Genomic DNA, 20,027 nt, shown 5'->3' on the forward strand with positions numbered 1-20,027 from the left:
AGGGAAAACTCAACCGCCGTCCACCAGCCAGTTCCCCTCGCGCCGCGCCGCGCCGCTGGCGCACAGGTCGTCGATCAGGTCCTGCAGCCAGGTGTCGAAGGGCTGGCCCCCGCCGTGGGCGGTGTGCAGGCGCACCAGGTAGGGAACGCCCTGCGCCCAGGCGCGCACCGCGGCGAGGGACTGGCGCTGCCACGCCAGCAGCTTGAACTTGAGCAGCACCTTCAGCCCGTAGCGCCGGTGTCGCGCCGGGTCGGCGACGAACTGCGCCAGCCGTTGCCGGGCAACCGCCAGCGCCGCCGCCACCGGCGCGGCCGGCCCGCCGCCGCGGTGCGCCGCGTCGCCGAACGGGCTGCCGTGGCCGGGGATGACGACGCACGGCGCCAGCCGCTCGATCAGGTCCAGCGTCGCCGCCACGGCGTCGAAGCCGGGTTCTCCCTCCAGCTCCGGGAAGACGACGCCGAAGCCGTGCTGCCACAGCGCGTCGCCGCTGATCAGCGTGCGGCTGGTCGGCTCGAACAGCATCACCGCGTCCGGGTCGTGGCCCGGAGCGGCGTGGATTTGCCACGCGCGGCCGGCCAGCGTCACCGTCGCGCCCGGGGCCAGCAGCGCGTCGAAGGCAAAGCGCGCGCAGTCCTGCCCGGTGGCGCGGTAGCTCAGGCGATCCTCGTCCCAGGCGCGCACGGCGTCGGCCGCCCCGGGTGGGATGGCGGTGCGCAGACCGGGATAGCGGGCCTGCAGCGCGGCGTTGCCGCCGCAGTGGTCGCTGTGCAGGTGGGTGTTGAGCAGCCGGCCCAGCGGCCGCCCGCCGAGCGCCTGCTCCACCAGCGCCAGCGTCTGCGCGGCGTGGGTGACGTAGCCGCTGTCGATCAGCGCCGTGCCCTCCGGCCCCTCGCACAGCACATTGTTGGCCGACAGCCAGCCGCGCTCGAACACGCGCACGCCGGCGGGCAGGGCAGGGTGGTGCGTGCTCATCTCACCCCGCGCAAGCCCATCAGCACCGTGCCGACGAAGATGACCAGCGGCCCAGCCGCCCACCACGCGGCGGCGGGCAGCAGCTCGCGGTTCTGCCGCCACAGATGCAGCAGCACCACCGAGGTCAGCACGCCGATGGCGCCCAACAGCAGCACCACGGCGCGCAGGTCGAGTTCGCTCGTCATCGCCCATCCCTACGACGTTGCCGGATGGATACCAGTGTAGCCGGCTGGCGGGGCGAATCGGGCCGGAGCGTGGCGGGCGCGGGCGGCGCGAGGGCATCGGTCACAGCGCGAACGTCCAGCGGCGCAGCACCGCCACCGTCTGCGTCAGGCCCTGCGCCCGCAGGGTGTCGAGGTATTCCTCGGCGGTCTTGGGCGGGTGGCGCAGCGAGCGGCGGTGGCGGGCGGCCGCCTCCAGCGTCCGCGCCGGTTGCTGGTCCAGCAGGTCGGTGACGAAGTCGTCCGGGTGCTGCGCCACGAGGCCATGGGGCCGCAGCGCCTCGGCGGGGAAGTCCTGCAGGTTGAAGGTGACGATCAGCTCGGCCCCGGCGCGCCCGGACGTTGCGCATCCATTCCTCGTGGATGCGTGCACTCCAGCGCGCCCGCACCAGATCGGCCAGCGCCAGGTGCATCAGCAGGTCGCGCAGCGGCGCGGGGTAGAGCACGCAGGCGTCGTAGACGGCGGTCGGCGGCGCGCCCATCCCGTCAGTAGCCCATGCCGAGCGCCTGGGCCTGGGCCGCCAGCTCGTCGAGCGCCTGGCCGCGCGCGGCGTCGATGCGCTGCTTGTAGGCGAGCACGTCCTGGTAGCGCACGCGCCGGTGGCGGCCGACGCGGTGGAACGGGATCTCGCCCTTTTCCAGCAGCTGGACCAGGAAGGGCCGCGACACCTGCAGCAGGTCGGCCGCCTCTTGCGTCGTCAGCTCGGCGTGCAGCGGGATGAGGGTGACGGCGTGCCCCTGGCCGATCTCGGTCAGCACGTCCAGCAGCAGGCGCAGCACCGGCGCCGGCAGCGTCACCGAATGCACGCCGCCCTGCTCGTCGCGAAAGTCGATGCACTGGCTGCCCGCGCGGGTCTGCAGCACGGTCGATCCGTCATTCGTTTCTCTCGTCGCCCCTTCCTTCCCACGCCGCGGATCAGGTCTTGCCGCGCAGCTCGCGGCGCAGGATCTTGCCGACGTTGCTCTTGGGCAGCTCCTCGCGGAACTCGATGTACTTGGGCCGCTTGTAGCCGGTCAGGTTGTCGTGGCAGAAGCGCATCACCTGCTCCTCGGTCAGCGTCGGGTCGCTGCGCACGACGTAGAGCTTGACCGCCTCGCCGGAGTGCGGGTCCGGCACGCCCACCGCGGCGCACTCCAGCACCCCGGGGCAGGTGGAGACGACGTTGTCGATCTCGGTTGGGTAGACGTTGAAGCCCGAGACGATGATCATGTCCTTCTTGCGGTCGACGATGCGGATGTAGCCGCGCTCGTCCATGATGCCGACGTCGCCGGTGCGCATGTAGCCGTCGGGGGTGAAGACCTTGGCCGTCTCCTCCGGCTTGTTGTAGTAGCCGGTCATGACGTTGGGGCCGCGGATACAGATCTCGCCGACGCCGCCCGGCGGCAGGTCCTGGCCGTCGTCGTCCTTGATGGCGATGTCGACGCTGGGCAGCGGCAGGCCGATGGTGCCGGTGAACTCGGTGTTGGTGACCGGGTTGTTGGTGCCGATGGCGCAGGTCTCGCTCATGCCCCAGCCCTCGATCATGGCGCAGCCAGTGACCTTTTGCCACTGCCGCGCCGTGCCCTCGCTGGCCGCCATGCCCCCGGCCTGCGACAGCACCAGCGACGAGAAGTCCAGCTGGCGGAAGCGCGCGTTGTTCAGCAGCCCGTTGAACAGCGTGTTGACGGCGGGCAGGACATTGAACGGCCGGCTCTTGAGGACTTCGACGAACTTGGGGATGTCGCGCGGATTGGGGATGAGGGTGGCGTGCGCGCCGTGGCGCATGACCAGCAGCATCAGCGTCAGCGCAAAGATGTGATACAGCGGCAGCGCCATGATGTGGTTGGCGTGCCGCGGGTCGCCCACCTTGCTGAGCGCGGGGGTGAACCACGCCTCGGCCTGCAGAATGGCGGCGATGACGTTGCCGTGCGTCAGCACCGCGCCCTTGGACAGGCCGGTGGTGCCGCCCGTGTACTGCAGGAAGGCGATGCTGTCGCGGTTGACCGCCGCCGGCTTGAGGGCTTGCGACTGGCCACTCTCCAGCGCCCGGCGAAAGGGCACGATGGTGCGCGCGCCCCCGGGCCCTTGCAGCGGGAGCTTGAACGCCGGCACCAGCTTGGCCACATGCCGCACCAGGAAGGTCATCCATCGCCCATACCAAAAACCCAGCAGATCGCCAAAGCTGGCCACCACCACGTGCCGCACCGGGGTGTGGTCGATGACCTCCTCCAGCGTGTGGGCAAAGTTCTCCAGGATGACGATGGCCTCCGCGCCCGAGTCCTTGAGCTGGTGCTCCAGCTCGCGCGCGGTGTAGAGTGGATTGACGTTGACGCAGGTGTAGCCGGCGCGCAGCACCGCCGCCATGGTGATCAGAAACTGCGGCAGGTTGGGCAGCATGATCGCCACGCGAGCCCCCGTGGGCAGGCCCAGCGACTGCAGGTACGCACCCAGCGCGGCGCTGTAGCGGTCCAGTTGGCCGTAGCTCATCCAGCGGTCCATGCACACCGACACCGGGTCCTGCGGATGCCGGCGGAAGGCCTGTTCCAGCAGGCTCACCAGCGAGTCGTACTGGGTCGGGTCGATGTCGGCGGGCACGCCGGGGGGGTAGCTCGATAGCCAAATTCTTTGCATGGCGGCGTCGTGATCGTGTGGGCTGCCCATTGTGGCCGGTGCCCCGCGCCGCCCGGCTCAGGGGATGCCCCTAGAAGCTGTCGCCGGCGGCACAGTTGCGCGGGGTGCGCCGGCCGTCCCCGCGATGTGAGGGCATACGGGAAAACCCTAACCGTTTCGGGCGATTCGCCGTATAGTGTGGGCCATGGTCGTCTCCGCCCCGCCGCCCCACGTCGCCGCGCCCCTGCGCGGCGAGCGCGTGCCTGTGCGCGATCTGCCGGCCGCCACCGACCCCGGCCCGGTGCGGGTGCGGCGCCCGCGCGCGCCGATCCGCACCCTGGAAGCCCAGCACCGCGACGCCATCCTGCGCCACCTGCTCGCCCTGGGCGAGCGCGACCGCTACCTGCGCTTCGGCTACGCCGCGCAGGACGAGCACATCCGCCGCTACGTCGATGGCCTGCGGTTTGGTCTGGACGAGGTGTTTGGCATCTTCAACCGGCGGCTGGAGCTGATCGCCATGGCGCATTTGGCGTACATGGTGTCGCCCGAGCGCGGCAGCGACAGCGCCGAGTTTGGCGTCAGCGTCAGCGCCCATGCGCGCGGCCGCGGCTACGGTCACCAGTTGTTCGGCCGGGCGGTCGTGCATGCGCGCAACCACGGGGTGCGCTACCTGTACATCCATGCCCTGAGCGAAAACGCGCCGATGCTGCGCATCGCGCGCAGCGCCGGGGCCGCGGTCGTCCAGCACGCGGGCGAGAGCGAGTGCCACCTGGAGCTGCCGCCGGCCGACTTCGAGTCGCACGTCAGCGAACTCATCGAGGAGGAGGTGGCCCGCACCGACTACTGGCTCAAGGCCTGCCGCCGCGGCTGGCGGCGCCTGGTGCGCTGGCTGGCCGCGCGCGGCTGACGCCCGACGCGGGGACACGGCAAGGGGACACGCCAGGGACATGAGCCTGTTGTATCCTAGGGCCCGTCGCAACCCCTGACCACACCCGTGGCCGATTCTTCCCACTCTCCGGGGCCGCACGCAGGCGTGCGGCACGAGGACAAGCGCAGTTTCCTGCAGCGGCTCGCCGAGTTTCTGCATCCGGGGCCGGACTCCAAGGACGAGCTCATCGAGACGCTGGCCGAGGCCGAGGACAACGCCGTCATCGACGCCGAGTCGCGCGTGATGCTCGAGGGCGTCATCCGCATCGCCGACATGACCGCGGGCGATGTCATGGTGGCCGCCCCGCGCATGGACGTGCTCGACATCCACGCCCCCTACGCCGAGCTGCTCAACACCGTCATCGACACCGGGCATTCGCGCTTTCCGGTCTACGAGGGCGAGCGCGAAAACATCATCGGCATCCTGCTGGCCAAGGACCTGCTCAAGCTGCAGCGCGCGCCCGAGCTGAATCTGCGCGCCCTGCTGCGGCCGGCGGTGTTCGTGCCCGAGAGCAAGGGCCTGAACGACCTGTTGCGCGAGTTTCGCGGCAACCGCAACCACTTGGCCATCGTCATCGACGAATTCGGGCGGGTCGCCGGCCTCATCACCATCGAGGACGTGCTGGAGGAGATCGTCGGCGAGATCGAGGACGAGTTCGACGAGGACGAGGAAGAGGGCGACATCTTTGCGCTGGCCGACGGCACCTGGCGGGTGAGCGGCGACACCCCCATCGAGCGCGTCAACGAGTGGTTCCAGGTTGCGCTGCCGGAGGCGGACTTCGACACCATCGGCGGCTATGTGGCCCACGCCATGGGGCGCGTGCCCCGGCGGGGCGAGTCCCACCAGGCCGCGGGGTTGGTGTTCCAGGTGCAGCACGCGCGCGGCGGCGCGGTGCGCTGGTTCAAGGTCACGCGGCAGACGGCCGCATGAGGGGGCGGGTCGGCGCGGCGCTCGTGCTGGCCGGGCTGGCGCACGCGGCGGCGCTGGCGTGGCCCTTCGACCTGGCGCTTGGCGCGTGGCTGCGCCCCGGCGAGCCGGTGGCCGGGCTGCAGGGGGCGAGTCTGGTCGTGCTGGTTGCGCTGCTGGCCCGCGCGCCGACCGCTGCCGCCGCCGCGGTGCGGGCGGGCGGGTTTGCCCTCGCGTGGCTGGCGGGCACCTTCTGGTGGCTGTTCGTTTCCATGCATGTTTACGGCGGGCTGGCCGCGCCGTTGGCGGTCGCTGCCGTGCTGGCGCTGGCGGCCTTTCTGGCGCTGGACTACGCGCTGGCCGCCGCCCTGTGGTGGCGCTGGCGCCACGCGGGCGTCGCAGCCCGGGTGGGGGCCTTTGCCGCGCTGTGGACGCTGGCCGAGATGGCCCGCGGCGTGCTCTGGACCGGCTTCCCCTGGGGTGCCGGGGGCTACGCCCAGATCGAGGCGCTGGGCTGGCTGGCGCCCTGGGTGGGCGTCTATGGCATGGGCGCGGCGTCGGCCGCGCTGGCCGCGGCGCTGGCACTGGGGGGGACGGCGCTGCGCGCCGGGGCGGGCGTGCTGGCCCTGGCCCTGTGGGCGGTGCCCGCCACCGGCCCCGGGCTGGTCGCGGCGCTGCCCGACGCCACTCGGCCCGCGGGCACCCTGCCCGTGCGGTTGCTGCAGGGTGCCATCGCACAAGACCAAAAATTCGACACCGAGGCCGGCGTGCCCCTGGCACTGCGCTGGTACGGGCAGGCCATCGTGCACGCCAGTGCCGACCCCAAGCTGGCGGGCGGCCTGGTCGTCGCGCCCGAGACGGCCATTCCCGTGCTGCCGCAGGACATCGACGCCGATTACTGGCACGCGCTCGCGGGCGCCGTGCGCGCCGGCCGCGTGGCGGTGCTGCTGGGCGTGCCCTTGGGCAGTTTCACCGATGGCTACACCAACTCGGTCGTCGGCTGGCCGCCGGACGAGCCGGCGACCGATGCGGGCCCTGACCCCTTCGCGGCGCTGAGCCGCTACCGCTACGACAAGCACCATCTGGTGCCGTTTGGCGAATTCATCCCGCGCGGCTTTCGCTGGTTTACCGACCTGATGCACATCCCGCTGGGGGATTTCGACCGCGGCGCGCTGCCCCAGCCGCCGTTTGCGTGGGCCGGGCAGCGCATCGCGCCCAACATCTGCTACGAGGACCTGTTCGGCGAGGAACTGGCCGCGGGTTTTCGCGATCCGGCCACGGCCCCCACCGTGCTGGTCAACGTCAGCAACATCGCGTGGTTTGGGGACACGGTGGCCATCGACCAGCACCGCCACATCTCGCGGCTGCGGGCGCTGGAGCTGGGCCGGCCCATGGTGCGCGCCACCAACACCGGTGCCACCGCCTTCATCGACCACCGCGGCCGCGTGGTGGCGGAGTTGCCGCGCGGGCAGCGTGGCGTGCTGGACGCGACCGTCGAGGCCCGCACCGGCATCACGCCCTATGCCGCCTGGGCCGCGCGCTGGGGCCTGTGGCCGCTGGCGGCCGCCTGTGTGGCGGTGCTGGCGCTGGGCCGGCTGGGGTGGCCGCGCCGGAGCGCGCCGTAGAATCGGGCGCTTATGCTGACCTTCCAACAGATCATCCTGAAGCTCCAGTCGTACTGGGACGCCCAGGGCTGCGCGCTGCTGCAGCCATACGACATGGAGGTGGGGGCGGGCACCAGCCACACCGCGACCTTTTTGCGCGCCATCGGCCCCGAGCCGTGGAAAGCCGCCTATGTGCAGCCCAGCCGCCGCCCCAAGGACGGCCGCTATGGCGAAAACCCCAACCGCCTGCAGCACTACTACCAGTACCAAGTGGTGCTCAAGCCCGCGCCGGCCAACATTCTCGAACTCTACCTGGGCAGCCTGGAGGCGCTCGGCTTCGACCTCAAGCGCAACGACATCCGCTTCGTCGAAGACGACTGGGAGAACCCCACGCTGGGCGCCTGGGGCCTGGGCTGGGAGGTCTGGCTCAATGGCATGGAGGTGACGCAGTTCACCTACTTCCAGCAGGTTGGTGGCATCGACTGCAAGCCCATCACGGGCGAGATCACCTACGGCCTGGAGCGGCTGGCCATGTACCTGCAGGGCGTGGAAAACGTCTACGACCTGACCTACGCGCCCGGCCTGACCTACGGCGACGTGTTCCACCAAAACGAGGTGGAGCAATCCACCTACAACTTCGAGCACTCGGACCCGGACTTTTTGTTCACCGCCTTTGCCGCGCACGAGCGGCAGGCCAAGCACCTGATGGAACAGCAACTGGCCCTGCCGGCTTATGAGCAGGTGCTCAAGGCCGCGCACACCTTCAACCTGCTGGACGCGCGCGGCGCGATCAGCGTGACCGAGCGGGCCGCCTACATCGGCCGCATCCGCAACCTGGCGCGCAGCGTGGCGCAGAGCTATCTGGAGAGTCGCGCGCGGCTCGGCTTCCCGATGGCGCCGCGCGCCTGGGCCGACGATGTGCTCGGTCAGCTCGAGAAAAAGGGGGCCGCATGACGACCCGGACCGCAAACCTGCTGGTGGAGCTGTTCGTCGAAGAGCTGCCGCCCAAGGCGCTCAAGACCCTGGGCGAGGCCTTTGGCCGTGTGCTGGCCGACCAGTTGCGAGACCAGGGCCTGGTCGATGCCGACGCCGTGCTGACCCCCTACGCCAGCCCGCGCCGGCTGGCCGCCCACCTGAGCGGCGTGCGCGCCAAGGCGGACGACCGCGCGGTGCAGCTCAAGCTGATGCCCGTGGCCGTGGGTCTGGACGCGCAGGGCCAGCCGACGCCCGCCTTGCTCAAGAAGCTGACCAGCCTGGGTGTGGACACGGCCGACCCCGCAGCGCTGAGCGCCCGACTGCGCCGCCAGTCCGACGGCAAGGCCGAGGCGTTGTTCTGGGACAGCGTGGTGGCCGGGGTGACCCTGGACGTCGGGCTGCAGAAGGCGCTGGACGAGGCGCTGCGCCGCTTGCCCATCCCCAAGGTCATGACCTACCAACTGGCCGACGGCTGGAGCAGCGTGCACTTCGTGCGCCCTGCGCACGGTCTGGTCGCCCTGCACGGGGACCAGGTGGTGCCGGTGCAGGCCCTGGGGCTGACCGCCGGGCGCCACACCCATGGCCACCGCTTCGAGGCGGCGCGCGACCCGATCGAGCTGCCGCACGCCGACGCCTATGCCGAGACCCTGGCGCGCGACGGTGCTGTCATCGCCAGCTTTGCCGAGCGCCGCGCCGAGATCCAGCGCCAGCTCGCGCAGGCTGCGGCCCGCGTGGGCGGCGGCTGCCGGCCCATCGAGGACGACGCGCTGCTCGATGAGGTGACCGCGCTGGTCGAGCGCCCGAATGTGCTGGTCTGCCAGTTCGAGGAGACCTTTCTGGAAGTGCCGCAGGAGTGCCTGATCCTGACGATGAAGGCCAACCAGAAGTACTTCCCGCTGCTCGATGCGCAGGGGCGGCTGACCCACCGCTTTTTGGTGGTGAGCAACATCACGCCGCAGGATCCGAGCGCCGTCATCGCCGGCAATGAGCGCGTGGTGCGCCCGCGGCTGGCCGACGCCAAGTTTTTCTACGATCAGGACCGCAAGCGCCCGCTGGAGTCGCGGGTGCTCGGGCTGGCCAAGGTGGTCTACCACAACCAGTTGGGCACCCAGGGCGAGCGGGTGGAGCGCGTGGGGGCGATCGCGCGCGCCATCGCCGCGCGCCTGGGCGACGACACCCTGGTGCGCCAGGCCGATCTGGCGGCCCTGCTGGCCAAGGCCGATCTGCTGACCGACATGGTGGGCGAATTCCCCGAGCTGCAAGGCATCATGGGGGCCTACTACGCCCGGCACGACGGGCTGGACGATGCGGTCGCCGACGCCATCGAAGACCACTACAAGCCGCGCTTTGCCGGCGACGACCTGCCGCGCAACCCCGTCGGCCTGTGCGTGGCCCTGGCCGACAAGCTGGAAACGCTGGTCGGGCTGTTCGGCATCGGCAGCCTGCCCACCGGCGACAAAGACCCCTACGCCCTGCGCCGGCATGCGCTGGGGGTGGTGCGCATGCTCATCGAGCGCGACCTGCCGCTGGATCTGCCCGCCCTCATCGACGCGGCCGTGCCGGTGTTTGGCGACCGCATCCGCGACCCGCGCGAGGCGCTGACCGCGTTTTTCTACGACCGTCTGGCCGTGAACCTGCGCGAGCAGGGCTACAGCGCGCAAGAGGTGGACGCCGTGCTGGCGCTGCGCCCGGCGCAACTGCGCGAGGTGCCGCGCCGGCTGGCCGCGGTGCGCGCCTTTGCCGCGCTGCCCGAGGCGCCGGCGCTGGCCGCCGCCAACAAGCGCGTCACCAACATCCTGCGCAAGGCCGAGGCGGCCGTGCAGCCCCAGGTGGACCCGGCCCGGCTGGTGGAGCCGGCCGAACAGGCCCTGCACCAGGCCCTGCAGACCGTGCAGCCCGCCGCCGATGCGGCGTATGCCGCGGGCGACTACACCGGCAGCTTGCAGCGTTTGGCGGCGCTCAAGGCGCCGGTGGACGCCTTCTTCGACGGGGTGATGGTCAACGCCGACGACGCCGCCCTGCGCGCCAACCGGCTAGGGCTGCTGGCCGTGCTGCACCAGGCCATGAACCGCGTGGCCGACCTGTCGCGTCTGGCGGCCTGAAGGCGATCCATGGCGGTGCGTGACCTGCGGCTGGTCGTCATCGATCGCGACGGCACTCTCAACCGGGATCCGGAAGACTTTCTGCACGGCCCGGACGATTGGGAGCCGCTGCCCGGCGCGCTGGAAGCCGTCGCGCGCCTGAACGAGGCCGGCTGGCGCGTGGTCGTTGCCTCCAACCAGTCGGGGCTGGGGCGCGGGTTGTTCGACGTGGACACCCTCAACGCGGTGCATGCCCGCATGCACAAGGCGCTGGCCAGGGTGGGCGGGCGCATCGACGCCGTGTTTTTCTGCCCCCACGCGCCGGAGGACGCCTGCGACTGCCGCAAGCCCGCGCCCGGGCTGTTTTTGCAGATTGCCGCCCGCTACGGCATCGCGCCGGCCCAGTTGGTGGCCGTGGGCGATTCGGTGCGCGACGCCTGCGCCGGGGTGGCCGCGGGCTGCGATACCCATCTGGTGCTGACCGGTCAGTCGGCCGTGCACCGCGATGGCACCCGCCCGGTCGGTCTGCCCGAGGGCGTCACCATCCACGACGACCTGCTGGCCTTTGCCGACGCCCTCATCGCCCGCCATGCGCCAGCGGCCCGCGCGGCGGACGGGCCCGCCGGGGGGATGGGAGCGGCGCGCCCATGATCATGAATGTCCTGCGCTCCTGGCTCCACCTGCTGTTCATGGGGGTGACGGTCGTGCCATGGGCCACGGCCGCGGTCGTCATGTCCCCGTTCGTCTCGGCCAACCGGCTGTACTGGTTTTGCGTGGGCTGGGTGCGGCTGCAGGTCTGGGCCGCGCGCTGGATGCTGGGCATCCGCAACGAGGTCATCGGCTGGGAGAACCTGCCCGTCGGCGAGACGGCCCCCGCCATCCTGCTGGCCAAGCACCAATCGACGTGGGAGACGTTTTGCCTGCCGGCGCTCATGCCCCATCCGCTGGCCTTCGTCTTCAAGCGCGAGCTGCTCTATGTGCCCTTCTTCGGCTGGGCGCTGGGCCGGCTGGACATGGTCCACATCGACCGCGCCAAACGGGCGCAGGCCTTCAACAAGGTCGTGGAGCAGGGGCGCCGGCTGCTGGCGCGCGGCACCTGGGTGATCATGTTCCCCGAGGGCACCCGCGTCGCCCGTGGCGCCCGGGGCCAATACAAGACCGGCGGCAGCCGCCTGGCGGTGCAGACCGGCGCGCCCGTGATTCCCATCGCCGTCACGTCGGGCCGCTGCTGGCCGCGCCGGGCCATCGTCAAACGGCCGGGCACCGTGGTGTTTTCCATCGGCCGGCCCATCCCGAGCGAGGGCCGCGACCCCGAAGCGCTGATGCGCGAGGTCGAGGACTGGATCGAGTCCGAGATGCGCCGGCTCGACCCCGAGGCCTACCGCGACGAGCGCCAGGCGGCGCTGGCCGCCTAAGGGCTGTCGGGTGTCGCGGCTGCCCGCTGCCCCACCGCAACCGCCCGCGACGCCAACCGCGTGGGCGCATCCGCGCGCCAACCGCGAGGTCGAGCTGCACGGGGTGCGCATCGCGTACGAATTTCGGCGCAGCGCGCGGCGGACCATCGGTCTGTCGGTTGGCCCCCACGGCCTGAGCGTGCGCGCCCCGCGCTGGGCCACGTGGCCGGAGATCGAAGGTTTTCTGTGCCGCAAAGCGGCCTGGGTGCTGGCCCATCTGCACCGCCAAGCCACCCGGCCGCGCCCCGCCTGGCCCGAACCGACCCCCGCCCTGCGCGCGCAGGCGCGCGCGCTGTTTGCCGCGCGCGTGGCCCACTACGCCCCGCTGCTGGCCGTGCGTCCGGCGGCGCTGCGGGTGTCGTCGGCGCGCACGCGCTGGGGCAGTGCCAGCACGCGGGGCACGGTGTCGCTCAACTGGCGGCTCGTCTGCCTGCCGGCGGAGCTGCTGGATTACGTCGTGGTGCACGAGCTGGCGCACCTGCGCGAGATGCACCACGGCCCCGCCTTCTGGGCCCTGGTTGCTGCGGTGCTGCCGGACTACGCCGAGCGCCGCGCGGCCCTGCGGCGCTACGCTCTCGGCTGATCCCTCTCGACGGGGAGGCCTCGATCGGCCCCGGCCCGGTGTCAGACGGATCTGCGCGCGCCTTCAGAGCGACCGGGCGATGGCCGCAAAGGCGCTCGCCAGCGCCACCGCATGCACCAGCGCCGCGCCGATGGTCAGGCCAATCACCGGGCGCAGCGTGGCCACGGGCCGGCCCGTGGCCACATGCCGCCACAACAGGCTTGCCGCCGCCAGCGACAGCGGCAGCGAGGCCAGCCCCCACCACGCCGTCTCCGGCGCGATCACGCCCAGCACCGCGGCCGCCAAGGCCCCGTGGGCCAGCACCACCAGCGCCGTGTACAGGGCTGCCACGCCGATCGGGCCCAGGCGCACCGCGAGCGTGCGCTTGCCCACCTGGGCATCCCAGGGGGCGTCCGGCAGCCCGTTGACCAGCAAAATGGCCGCCACCAGCAGCGCAAAGGGGATGGCCGACACCATGGGCACGATCAGCCATTGTCCGCGCTGGGTGTAGTAAGCGCCCAGGACGACCAGCCACCACGCCAGCGCCACCGTCAGCTCGCCGGCGCCGCGCGCCATCAGCCGCAGCGGCGGTGCCGAATAGGCCCAGCCGAGCAGCAGGCCGCCCAGCCCGATGGCGATCAACCCGCCGCCTGCCGTCAGGGCCAGCCACAGCCCGCCCAGCACCACCAACCCCGTCAGCCCCAGGGCCAGGTGCCGCGCATGGGCGGGCGATGCGGCCCCATCGGGGATCACGCGCGAGCCCCCCGTGAACGGCGACAGCGGCGCCGGGTTGAGGGCGTCCGCCCCGCTCAGCGCATCGTGGTAGTCGTTCCAGACGTTGGCCGCCGCATGGGCCATGGCCGCCAGCGCCAGCGTCACGCCCGCGCGCAGCGGGTCGAATCCGCAGCCACAGGCCGCCGCCATCGCCAGGCCCAGCGCCACGCCGGCCACGGTCACCCAAAGAAAACCCGGGCGACTCAGCCGCCATGCCGCGGACAGGCTCAAAGGGGTGTTGGGGGATACCGTCATCGGTATCACTATAGCCAAGCCGCGGCGTGTTGCGACATGCTCCGTCTCTTTCGGTGTGCCGCCGGCCCGCCTCCCTGCCGCCCGGGCGCACTCTGCCGTAAGATCGGGCCTGCATTGACGTTTACGTCAACGTCAAATTTGGCGGCCCCCGCCTCGGCGCGCCGCCGTTCACCGTCACCCGCCATGGCGAGCAGCACCACCTACACCATCAGCGATCTGGCACGCGAATTCGACCTGACCACGCGCGCCATCCGCTTCTACGAAGACATGGGGTTGCTCAGCCCGCGCCGGGAAGGCCCGGGCGGGCGCAGCCGGGTCTATTCCGCGCGCGACCGCACGCGCCTGAAGCTGGTGCTGCGTGCCAAGCGCCTGGGCCTGAGCCTGTCCGAGGCCAAGGACCTGATCGACATGTACGACAGCCCCCGCGATACGGGGCCGCAGTTGCGCAAGTTTTTGCAGGTGCTGGCCGCCCACCGGCGCCAGATCGAGGAGCAGATGGCCGACCTGCAGGCCACGCTGGACGAGATCAAGGTGCACGAGAAAGAAGCGCGCACCTTGCTGGCCCGCCTGGGCGACGGGGCGAGCCCGCCCGAAAAAGCGGCATAATTGACGTTTACGTAAACGTCAATCAAAGCGTTCGCTACCCCGCGCCGGAGAACTCGCCCGTGACCGCTGCCGCCCCCGATCCGACCGCGCTGCGCGAGCGCGTCGCCGCCAGCCTGGCCCGCCAGGGCATGATGCGCCACCTGGGCGTGCGGCTGGTCGATGTGGCGCCGGGCACCGTGACGCTGGCACTGCCGTACTCGGACAAGGTGACGCAGCAGCAGGATGGCTTCCACGGCGGCGCCATGGGGGCGCTGGCCGACATCGCGGGGGGCTACGCCGGCCTGACCGTGGCCCCGGACGGCATGGAAGTCACCACCGTCGAATACAAGATCAATTTCCTCGCCGCCTTCCAGGACGGCGAGTTGCTGGCCATCGGTCGCGTCGTGCGCGCCGGCCGGCGCATCATCGTCACCACGGCGGAACTGGTGCATGTGGCCCCCGACGGCACGCGCAGCCCCTGCGCGGTCATGCAGCAGACGCTGGTGCCGGTGCCCAAGACCTATTGACCGCGATTCCACCCCGATCCCCACTCCAGGAGACGACCCATGACCCACTTGCCCGGCCTCGATTTCCAGCTCGGTGACGACATCGATGCGCTGCGCGACGCGGTGCGCGCCTTTGCCCAGGCCGAAATCGCCCCGCGGGCCGCGGAGATCGACCGCACCGACCAGTTCCCGATGGACCTGTGGCGCAAGATGGGCGAGCTGGGCGTGCTCGGCATCACCGTGGAGGAGGAGTACGGCGGTGCGGCCATGGGCTATCTGGCGCACATGATCGCGATGGAGGAAATCAGCCGCGCCAGCGCGTCGGTAGGCCTGTCGTACGGTGCGCATTCCAACCTGTGCGTCAACCAGATCCGCCGCAACGGCACCGAGGCGCAGAAGCGCAAATACCTGCCCAAGCTGATCACCGGCGAGCATGTCGGCGCGCTGGCGATGAGCGAGCCCGGCGCCGGCTCCGACGTGGTGAGCATGAAGCTGCGCGCCGAGGACAAGGGCGGCTACTACCTGCTCAACGGCAGCAAGATGTGGATCACCAACGGCCCCGACGCCGACACGCTGGTGGTCTATGCCAAGACCGAGCCCGAGCTGGGCGCGCGCGGCATCACCGCCTTCCTGATCGAAAAGGGCATGAAGGGCTTTTCCATCGCGCAGAAGCTCGACAAGCTGGGCATGCGCGGCAGCCACACCGGCGAGCTGGTGTTCCAGAACGTCGAGGTGCCGGCGGAGAACATCCTGGGCGGCCTCAACAACGGCGTCAAGGTGCTGATGAGCGGGCTGGACTACGAGCGCGCGGTGCTCGCCGCGGGGCCCGTCGGCATCATGCAGGCGGTGATGGACAACGTCATCCCCTACATCCACGACCGCAAGCAGTTCGGCCAGAGCATCGGCGAGTTCCAGTTGATTCAGGGCAAGGTCGCCGACATGTACACCACGCTGCAGGCGGCGCGCTCGTTCCTGTACACCGTCGGCAAGAACCTGGACCGGCTGGGCGCGGCGCATGTGCGGCAGGTGCGCAAGGACTGCGCCAGCGTCATCCTGTGGTGTGCCGAGCAGGCCACCAAGATGGCTGGCGACGGCATCCAGATCTTCGGCGGCAACGGCTACATCAATGAGTATCCGCTCGGCCGCCTGTGGCGCGATGCCAAGCTGTACGAGATCGGTGCCGGCACCAGCGAGATCCGGCGCATGCTGATCGGCCGCGAACTGTTCGCGGAGACCCTGTAATGCCCCTGCGCCACCTGCTGGCCCACAACCGCGACTGGGCGTCGCGGATGGAGGCGGAACGCCCGGGGTTCTTCTCGGGGCTGGCCGGGCAGCAGTCGCCGCGCTACATGTGGATCGGCTGCTCCGACAGCCGGGTGCCGGCCAACCAGATCACCGGGTTGGAGCCGGGCGAGGTCTTCGTGCACCGCAACGTGGCCAACGTGGTGGTGCCCACCGACCTGAACTGCCTGACCACCATCCAGTACGCGGTGGACATGCTGCACGTGGAGCATGTGATGGTGGTCGGCCACTACGGTTGCGGCGGGGTGCATGCCGTGCTGGAGGGCATACGCGTCGGCTTGGCCGACAACTGGCTGCGCCATGTGCGCGACGTGGCGGACCGCCACCAGCGCCTGCTGCAGGTGGCGCCCGCCGAGCGCCGGCTGGACGTGCTGTGCGAGCTCAACGTCATCGAGCAGGTGCGGCACGTTGCGCAGTCCACGGTCATCCAGGACGCCTGGGCGCGCGGCCAGCCCGTCATGCTGCACGGCTGGGTGTACGGCCTCAAGGACGGCCTGCTGCAGGACCTGCGCGTGTCCATGCGCGGCGCCGACGAGGTGGAAGCCGCTCATCGCGCCGCCTGCGAGGGGGTCGCGCAACGCCACGGGCTCGTTCTGTCATGATGGCGCGGTGTCCACCGCCGTAGGAAAGACCGCATGCTGCCGCGCCGACTCGACTCCTCGCTCGCCTACGACATCGCCCGCGCGATGATCGATGGCTTCAACCGCCACTACCGGCTCTTTCGCACCGAGTCGGCCCGCGCCAAGCACCGCTTCGAGACCGCGGACTGGGTGGGCCAGCAGCGGGCGCAGCGCGAGCGCATCGAGTTCTACGACCTGCGCGTCAAGGAGTGCGTCACGCGCCTGGAGCGGGAGTTCCACGCCTCGCAGCAGCCGATGGAGGTGTGGCAGCAGGTCAAGCTGCTCTACATCGGCATGCTGGTGGATCACCGCCAGCCGGAGCTGGCCGAGACCTTCTTCAACTCGGTCACGACCAAGATCCTGCACCGCAGCTATTTCCAGAACGATTTCATCTTCGTGCGGCCGGCCATCAGCACCGAGTACATCGAGCCGGAAGACCCCAAATCGCACACCACCTACCGCTGCTACTACCCCAAGTCGGTCGATGAACTGCCCGCCACCCTGACCCGCCTGATCGAGGACTTTGGCCTGCGCGTCCCGTTCGAGGACCTGGCGCGCGACGTGGGCGACGTGCTGGCGGCGCTGCTGCCGCTGTTCGACCATGGCCGCCTGCGGGCCAACTTCCAGATTCAGGTGCTGGACAGCCTGTTCTACCGCAACAAAGGGGCGTACGCGGTGGGCAAGCTGATCAACGGCTTTCAGGAGGTGCCCTTTGCCCTGCCCATCCTGCACGGGGCGGCCGGTCGGCTCGTCATCGACGCGCTGCTGCACGGCGAGGACGACCTGCTGATGATCTTCAGCTTCGCGCGGGCCTACTTCATGGTGGACATGGAGGTGCCCAGCGCCTACGTGCAGTTCCTGCGCAGCATGATGCCGCGCAAACCCCGCGCGGAGTTCTACAACGCGCTGGGCCTGGCCAAGCAGGGCAAGACGCTTTTCTACCGCGACTTCCTCTACCACCTGCGGCACAGCACCGACCAGTTCCGCATCGCCCCCGGCATCAAGGGCATGGTCATGCTGGTGTTCGACCTGCCGAGCTTTCCGTTCGTGTTCAAGGTCATCAAGGACTACTTCCCGCCGCAAAAGGACACGACGCGCGAGCAGATCCGCGGCAAATACCAGCTCGTCAAACAGCACGACCGCGTCGGCCGCATGGCCGATACGCTGGAGTTCAGCGGCGTGGGCTTCCCCCGCGAGCGGTTCACCGACGAGCTGATCGAGGAAATCCAGAAGTTCGCGCCCAGCCAGATCGAGATCGGCGACCGCAACGGCGACGGCAACGTCGAGGTCTTCCTCAAGCACGTCTACATCGAGCGGCGCATGATCCCGCTCAACATCTACCTGCAGGAGTGCTTCGACACCCTGAGCAAGGATCCGGGCAATGCAACGGCCCGCCAGCAGCTCGAGCATGCCGTCATCGAGTACGGCAACGCGATCAAGGACCTGGTGGCGGCCAACATCTTCCCCGGCGACATGCTGTGGAAGAACTTTGGCATCACGCGCCACGGCAAGGTGGTGTTCTACGACTACGACGAGATCGAGTACATCACCGACTGCAACTTCCGCCGCGTGCCGCCGCCGCGCGACGAGGACGACGAGATGAGCGGCGAGGTCTGGTATTCGGTGGGGCCGCACGACGTCTTCCCCGAGACCTTTGGCCCCTTCCTGCTGGGCAACCCGATGGTGCGCGAAATCTTCATGCGCCACCATGGCGACTTGCTGGATGTGGCCTTCTGGCAGGGCCACAAGGAGCGCATCCTGGCCGGCCACGTCCACGACGTTTTCCCCTACGAGCGCGAGCGGCGTTTCTGCGCGCAGCGCGCCGTGCCCCTTTCCCCCACGGCCGAGGCCGCGAATGCGCCGGCCGCCACCTCCACCCTCCATCCGACAGGAGCCACAGCATGAGCCAAGCCGATCCGATCGTCATCGTCGGTGCCGCGCGCACCCCCATGGGCAGCTTCCAGGGCGACTTTTCCGCGCTGGCCGCGCACGACTTGGGCGCCGCCGCCATCCGCGCCGCCGTGGAGCGCGCGGGCATCCAGCCCGATGCGGTGGACGAGGTGCTGATGGGCAACTGCCTGATGGCCGGCCAGGGGCAGGCCCCGGCGCGGCAGGCGGCGCTCAAGGCCGGCCTGCCCAAGAGCGCGGGCGCGGTGACGCTGTCCAAGATGTGCGGCTCGGGCATGCGCGCGGCGATGTTTGCCCACGACATGCTCGCGGCGGGCACGGCGGACGTCATGGTCGCCGGCGGCATGGAAAGCATGACCAACGCGCCGTACCTGCTGCTCAAGGGCCGCGGCGGCTACCGCATGGGGCACGACCGCGTCTTCGACCACATGATGCTCGACGGCCTGGAGGACGCCTACGAGCCCGGCCGCAGCATGGGCACCTTCGGCGAGGACTGCGCCGCCAAGTACCAGTTCACCCGCGAGCAGCAGGATGCGTTTGCCACCGCCTCGGTGACACGGGCCCAGAAAGCCGTGGCCGACGGCAGCTTCGCGGCCGAGATCACCCCCGTCACCGTCAAGGAGCGCGCCGGCGAGCGCGTCGTTGCCAGCGACGAGGGCCCGGGCAAGATCAAGCTCGACAAGATCCCGCAGCTCAAGCCCGCGTTCAAAAAGGACGGCACCATCACGGCCGCCTCCAGCTCGTCGATCAACGACGGTGCGGCGGCCCTGGTGCTGATGCGCGCCTCCACCGCCGAGCGGCTGGGCTGCACGCCGCTGGCGCGCATCGTCGGCCACGCCACCCATGCGCAGGAGCCCAACTGGTTCACCACCGCGCCGGTCGGCGCCACGCGCAAGCTGCTCGCCAAGACGGGCTGGCAAGTGTCCGACGTGCAGCTGTGGGAGGTCAACGAGGCCTTTGCCGTCGTGCCGATGGCGCTGATGGCCGAGCTGGGCGTCTCCCACGACATCGTCAACGTGCACGGCGGCGCCTGCGCACTGGGGCACCCGATCGGCGCCAGCGGCGCGCGCATCATGGTGACGCTGATGTATGCGCTCAAGGCGCGCGGCCTCAAGCGCGGCGTGGCCACGCTGTGCATCGGCGGCGGCGAGGGCACCGCCATCGCGCTGGAGATGCTCTGATGCGCGCGGCGGCGCGGCGCCGAGGCTCAGCCCAGCAGGGCCGACAGCGGGCCGCGCCAGCCGATGCTGGTCAGTTCCGCTTCGGCCTGTATCCCTTCGACGACGTGGTGCTCGAAGCGCCCCTCGGCGTTGCGGCGGAATACCTCCAGCCGCAGGCGCGCGGGGTCGAGCAGCGCGTACTCGCGAACGCTGGGCAGGCGCTGCAGGCTGAGGAATTTTTCCCCGCGGTCGTACGCGGCCGTGGAGGGCGACAGCACCTCCAGCACCAGGACGGGTGCGCGCAGCGCCGTGGCGTCCGGGTCGTCCAGATCCTGCGGGTCGCAGGTGACGACCACATCGGGGTAGAACCAGTGCTGCGCCGCGTCCACCGCCACCCGCACGTCGCTGACGAACACCTGGCAAGGCGTATCCTGCAGATGCCGCTGCAGCGTCATCGCCGTGGCCAGCGTGGCGCGGTTGTGTCGCAGCGAGCCGCCCGTCATCGCATACACCTCGCCGCGCCAGAAGTCGTGACGCACCGTTTGCGTACTTTCCCAACGCAGGTATTCCTCGAGGCTCTGGCGGGCGGAGGCGGCTCGACCCATGGGGGCTCCTTTGGGCGGG

Annotated in this window: 19 protein-coding genes and 2 pseudogenes; 14 read left to right on the forward strand and 7 right to left on the reverse strand. The window is 70.4% G+C overall.

Annotated elements, in window-relative coordinates:
* Window positions 1-9: 9 nt before the first annotated feature.
* The 5 genes and pseudogenes from Tfont_RS06355 to Tfont_RS06375 form a co-directional block, all read right to left on the reverse strand.
* Window positions 10-972, reverse strand: a complete 963-nt coding sequence (locus tag Tfont_RS06355) for an MBL fold metallo-hydrolase (protein ID WP_143968819.1) — start codon at window positions 970-972, stop codon at window positions 10-12.
* On the reverse strand, window positions 969-1,157 hold the full coding sequence (locus Tfont_RS06360; protein WP_068606982.1) for a hypothetical protein: 189 nt from the start codon (window positions 1,155-1,157) through the stop codon (window positions 969-971). Before Tfont_RS06360 ends, Tfont_RS06355 begins: the two co-directional genes overlap by 4 nt.
* Before the next feature lie 100 nt (window positions 1,158-1,257).
* Window positions 1,258-1,675 (reverse strand): annotated as a pseudogene (locus Tfont_RS06365) (PIN domain-containing protein).
* A 4-nt stretch (window positions 1,676-1,679) separates the two neighbouring features.
* A pseudogene (locus Tfont_RS06370) lies at window positions 1,680-2,063 on the reverse strand (excisionase family DNA-binding protein); the annotation flags it as partial.
* Window positions 2,064-2,109: 46 nt separating this feature from the next.
* Window positions 2,110-3,804: an AMP-binding protein gene (locus tag Tfont_RS06375; RefSeq protein ID WP_143968820.1), complete on the reverse strand. Its 1,695-nt coding sequence runs from the start codon at window positions 3,802-3,804 to the stop codon at window positions 2,110-2,112.
* Between the two features lie 184 nt (window positions 3,805-3,988).
* Here Tfont_RS06375 and Tfont_RS06380 point away from each other — a divergent pair, with 184 nt between their 5' ends.
* The 8 genes from Tfont_RS06380 to Tfont_RS06415 all read left to right on the forward strand — a co-directional run bounded on the left by Tfont_RS06380 (window position 3,989) and on the right by Tfont_RS06415 (window position 12,314).
* The gene (locus tag Tfont_RS06380) at window positions 3,989-4,690 is read left to right on the forward strand and encodes a GNAT family N-acetyltransferase (RefSeq protein WP_082955291.1); all 702 of its coding nucleotides are present in this window, start codon (window positions 3,989-3,991) and stop codon (window positions 4,688-4,690) included.
* An 87-nt stretch (window positions 4,691-4,777) separates the two neighbouring features.
* Window positions 4,778-5,641, forward strand: a complete 864-nt coding sequence (locus tag Tfont_RS06385) for an HlyC/CorC family transporter (RefSeq protein WP_068606978.1) — start codon at window positions 4,778-4,780, stop codon at window positions 5,639-5,641.
* Complete coding sequence (gene lnt, locus Tfont_RS06390; RefSeq protein ID WP_143968821.1) at window positions 5,638-7,242, forward strand: apolipoprotein N-acyltransferase; 1,605 nt, start codon at window positions 5,638-5,640, stop codon at window positions 7,240-7,242. Before Tfont_RS06385 ends, lnt begins: the two co-directional genes overlap by 4 nt.
* A 12-nt stretch (window positions 7,243-7,254) precedes the next feature.
* Complete coding sequence (gene glyQ, locus Tfont_RS06395) at window positions 7,255-8,175, forward strand: glycine--tRNA ligase subunit alpha (protein ID WP_143968822.1); 921 nt, start codon at window positions 7,255-7,257, stop codon at window positions 8,173-8,175.
* On the forward strand, window positions 8,172-10,298 hold the full coding sequence (glyS, locus tag Tfont_RS06400) for a glycine--tRNA ligase subunit beta (protein WP_143968823.1): 2,127 nt from the start codon (window positions 8,172-8,174) through the stop codon (window positions 10,296-10,298). The genes glyQ and glyS overlap by 4 nt, the downstream gene beginning before the upstream one ends.
* 9 nt (window positions 10,299-10,307) lie before the next feature.
* On the forward strand, window positions 10,308-10,928 hold the full coding sequence (gmhB, locus tag Tfont_RS06405; protein WP_143968824.1) for a D-glycero-beta-D-manno-heptose 1,7-bisphosphate 7-phosphatase: 621 nt from the start codon (window positions 10,308-10,310) through the stop codon (window positions 10,926-10,928).
* Window positions 10,929-10,930: 2 nt separating this feature from the next.
* Window positions 10,931-11,692 carry a lysophospholipid acyltransferase family protein gene (locus Tfont_RS06410; RefSeq protein ID WP_068606968.1) on the forward strand — a complete coding sequence of 254 codons (762 nt, stop codon included), beginning with the start codon at window positions 10,931-10,933 and terminating at the stop codon, window positions 11,690-11,692.
* A 10-nt stretch (window positions 11,693-11,702) separates the two neighbouring features.
* Entirely contained in the window at window positions 11,703-12,314 is a 612-nt protein-coding gene (locus tag Tfont_RS06415) for a M48 family metallopeptidase (protein ID WP_082955290.1), read from the forward strand.
* Window positions 12,315-12,377: 63 nt separating this feature from the next.
* Here the strand turns inward: Tfont_RS06415 and Tfont_RS06420 are convergent, their stop codons facing one another.
* Window positions 12,378-13,322, reverse strand: a complete 945-nt coding sequence (locus Tfont_RS06420; RefSeq protein ID WP_143968825.1) for a prenyltransferase — start codon at window positions 13,320-13,322, stop codon at window positions 12,378-12,380.
* A gap of 183 nt (window positions 13,323-13,505) precedes the next feature.
* Here Tfont_RS06420 and Tfont_RS06425 point away from each other — a divergent pair, with 183 nt between their 5' ends.
* The 6 genes from Tfont_RS06425 (at window position 13,506) to Tfont_RS06450 (ending at window position 19,424) form a co-directional block, all read left to right on the forward strand.
* Entirely contained in the window at window positions 13,506-13,928 is a 423-nt protein-coding gene (locus tag Tfont_RS06425; protein WP_143968826.1) for a MerR family transcriptional regulator, read from the forward strand.
* A 131-nt stretch (window positions 13,929-14,059) separates the two neighbouring features.
* Entirely contained in the window at window positions 14,060-14,434 is a 375-nt protein-coding gene (locus tag Tfont_RS06430) for a PaaI family thioesterase (RefSeq protein WP_082955299.1), read from the forward strand.
* Window positions 14,435-14,473: 39 nt separating this feature from the next.
* Window positions 14,474-15,655: an isovaleryl-CoA dehydrogenase gene (locus tag Tfont_RS06435; RefSeq protein WP_143968827.1), complete on the forward strand. Its 1,182-nt coding sequence runs from the start codon at window positions 14,474-14,476 to the stop codon at window positions 15,653-15,655.
* Window positions 15,655-16,317 carry a carbonate dehydratase gene (gene can / locus Tfont_RS06440; RefSeq protein WP_068606959.1) on the forward strand — a complete coding sequence of 221 codons (663 nt, stop codon included), beginning with the start codon at window positions 15,655-15,657 and terminating at the stop codon, window positions 16,315-16,317. The genes Tfont_RS06435 and can overlap by 1 nt, the downstream gene beginning before the upstream one ends.
* Before the next feature lie 33 nt (window positions 16,318-16,350).
* Window positions 16,351-18,240 (forward strand): bifunctional isocitrate dehydrogenase kinase/phosphatase, encoded by a 1,890-nt coding sequence (aceK, locus tag Tfont_RS06445; RefSeq protein ID WP_143968828.1) that lies wholly within the window; start codon window positions 16,351-16,353, stop codon window positions 18,238-18,240.
* Complete coding sequence (locus tag Tfont_RS06450) at window positions 18,237-19,424, forward strand: acetyl-CoA C-acyltransferase (RefSeq protein WP_068606957.1); 1,188 nt, start codon at window positions 18,237-18,239, stop codon at window positions 19,422-19,424. The genes aceK and Tfont_RS06450 overlap by 4 nt, the downstream gene beginning before the upstream one ends.
* Before the next feature lie 26 nt (window positions 19,425-19,450).
* On the opposite strand, the gene Tfont_RS06455 is transcribed toward Tfont_RS06450, so the two are convergent.
* The gene (locus Tfont_RS06455) at window positions 19,451-20,008 is read right to left on the reverse strand and encodes a Uma2 family endonuclease (protein WP_143968829.1); all 558 of its coding nucleotides are present in this window, start codon (window positions 20,006-20,008) and stop codon (window positions 19,451-19,453) included.
* Window positions 20,009-20,027: the final 19 nt, after the last annotated feature.

Origin of the sequence: Tepidimonas fonticaldi (assembly GCF_007556755.1) — a bacterium.
Taxonomy (GTDB): Bacteria; Pseudomonadota; Gammaproteobacteria; order Burkholderiales; family Burkholderiaceae_C; genus Tepidimonas; species Tepidimonas fonticaldi.

Bases quoted from the DNA above. Each gene is read 5' to 3' on its own strand.
- Tfont_RS06355 (WP_143968819.1), bottom strand. From the start codon at position 972: ATGAGCACGCACCACCCTGCCCTGCCCGCCGGCGTGCGCGTGTTCGAG.
- Tfont_RS06360 (WP_068606982.1), bottom strand. From the start codon at position 1,157: ATGACGAGCGAACTCGACCTGCGCGCCGTGGTGCTGCTGTTGGGCGCC.
- Tfont_RS06375 (WP_143968820.1), bottom strand. From the start codon at position 3,804: ATGCAAAGAATTTGGCTATCGAGCTACCCCCCCGGCGTGCCCGCCGAC.
- Tfont_RS06380 (WP_082955291.1), top strand. From the start codon at position 3,989: ATGGTCGTCTCCGCCCCGCCGCCCCACGTCGCCGCGCCCCTGCGCGGC.
- lnt (WP_143968821.1), top strand. From the start codon at position 5,638: ATGAGGGGGCGGGTCGGCGCGGCGCTCGTGCTGGCCGGGCTGGCGCAC.
- glyQ (WP_143968822.1), top strand. From the start codon at position 7,255: ATGCTGACCTTCCAACAGATCATCCTGAAGCTCCAGTCGTACTGGGAC.
- glyS (WP_143968823.1), top strand. From the start codon at position 8,172: ATGACGACCCGGACCGCAAACCTGCTGGTGGAGCTGTTCGTCGAAGAG.
- gmhB (WP_143968824.1), top strand. From the start codon at position 10,308: ATGGCGGTGCGTGACCTGCGGCTGGTCGTCATCGATCGCGACGGCACT.
- Tfont_RS06410 (WP_068606968.1), top strand. From the start codon at position 10,931: ATGAATGTCCTGCGCTCCTGGCTCCACCTGCTGTTCATGGGGGTGACG.
- Tfont_RS06420 (WP_143968825.1), bottom strand. From the start codon at position 13,322: ATGACGGTATCCCCCAACACCCCTTTGAGCCTGTCCGCGGCATGGCGG.
- Tfont_RS06425 (WP_143968826.1), top strand. From the start codon at position 13,506: ATGGCGAGCAGCACCACCTACACCATCAGCGATCTGGCACGCGAATTC.
- Tfont_RS06430 (WP_082955299.1), top strand. From the start codon at position 14,060: ATGCGCCACCTGGGCGTGCGGCTGGTCGATGTGGCGCCGGGCACCGTG.
- Tfont_RS06435 (WP_143968827.1), top strand. From the start codon at position 14,474: ATGACCCACTTGCCCGGCCTCGATTTCCAGCTCGGTGACGACATCGAT.
- can (WP_068606959.1), top strand. From the start codon at position 15,655: ATGCCCCTGCGCCACCTGCTGGCCCACAACCGCGACTGGGCGTCGCGG.
- aceK (WP_143968828.1), top strand. From the start codon at position 16,351: ATGCTGCCGCGCCGACTCGACTCCTCGCTCGCCTACGACATCGCCCGC.
- Tfont_RS06450 (WP_068606957.1), top strand. From the start codon at position 18,237: ATGAGCCAAGCCGATCCGATCGTCATCGTCGGTGCCGCGCGCACCCCC.
- Tfont_RS06455 (WP_143968829.1), bottom strand. From the start codon at position 20,008: ATGGGTCGAGCCGCCTCCGCCCGCCAGAGCCTCGAGGAATACCTGCGT.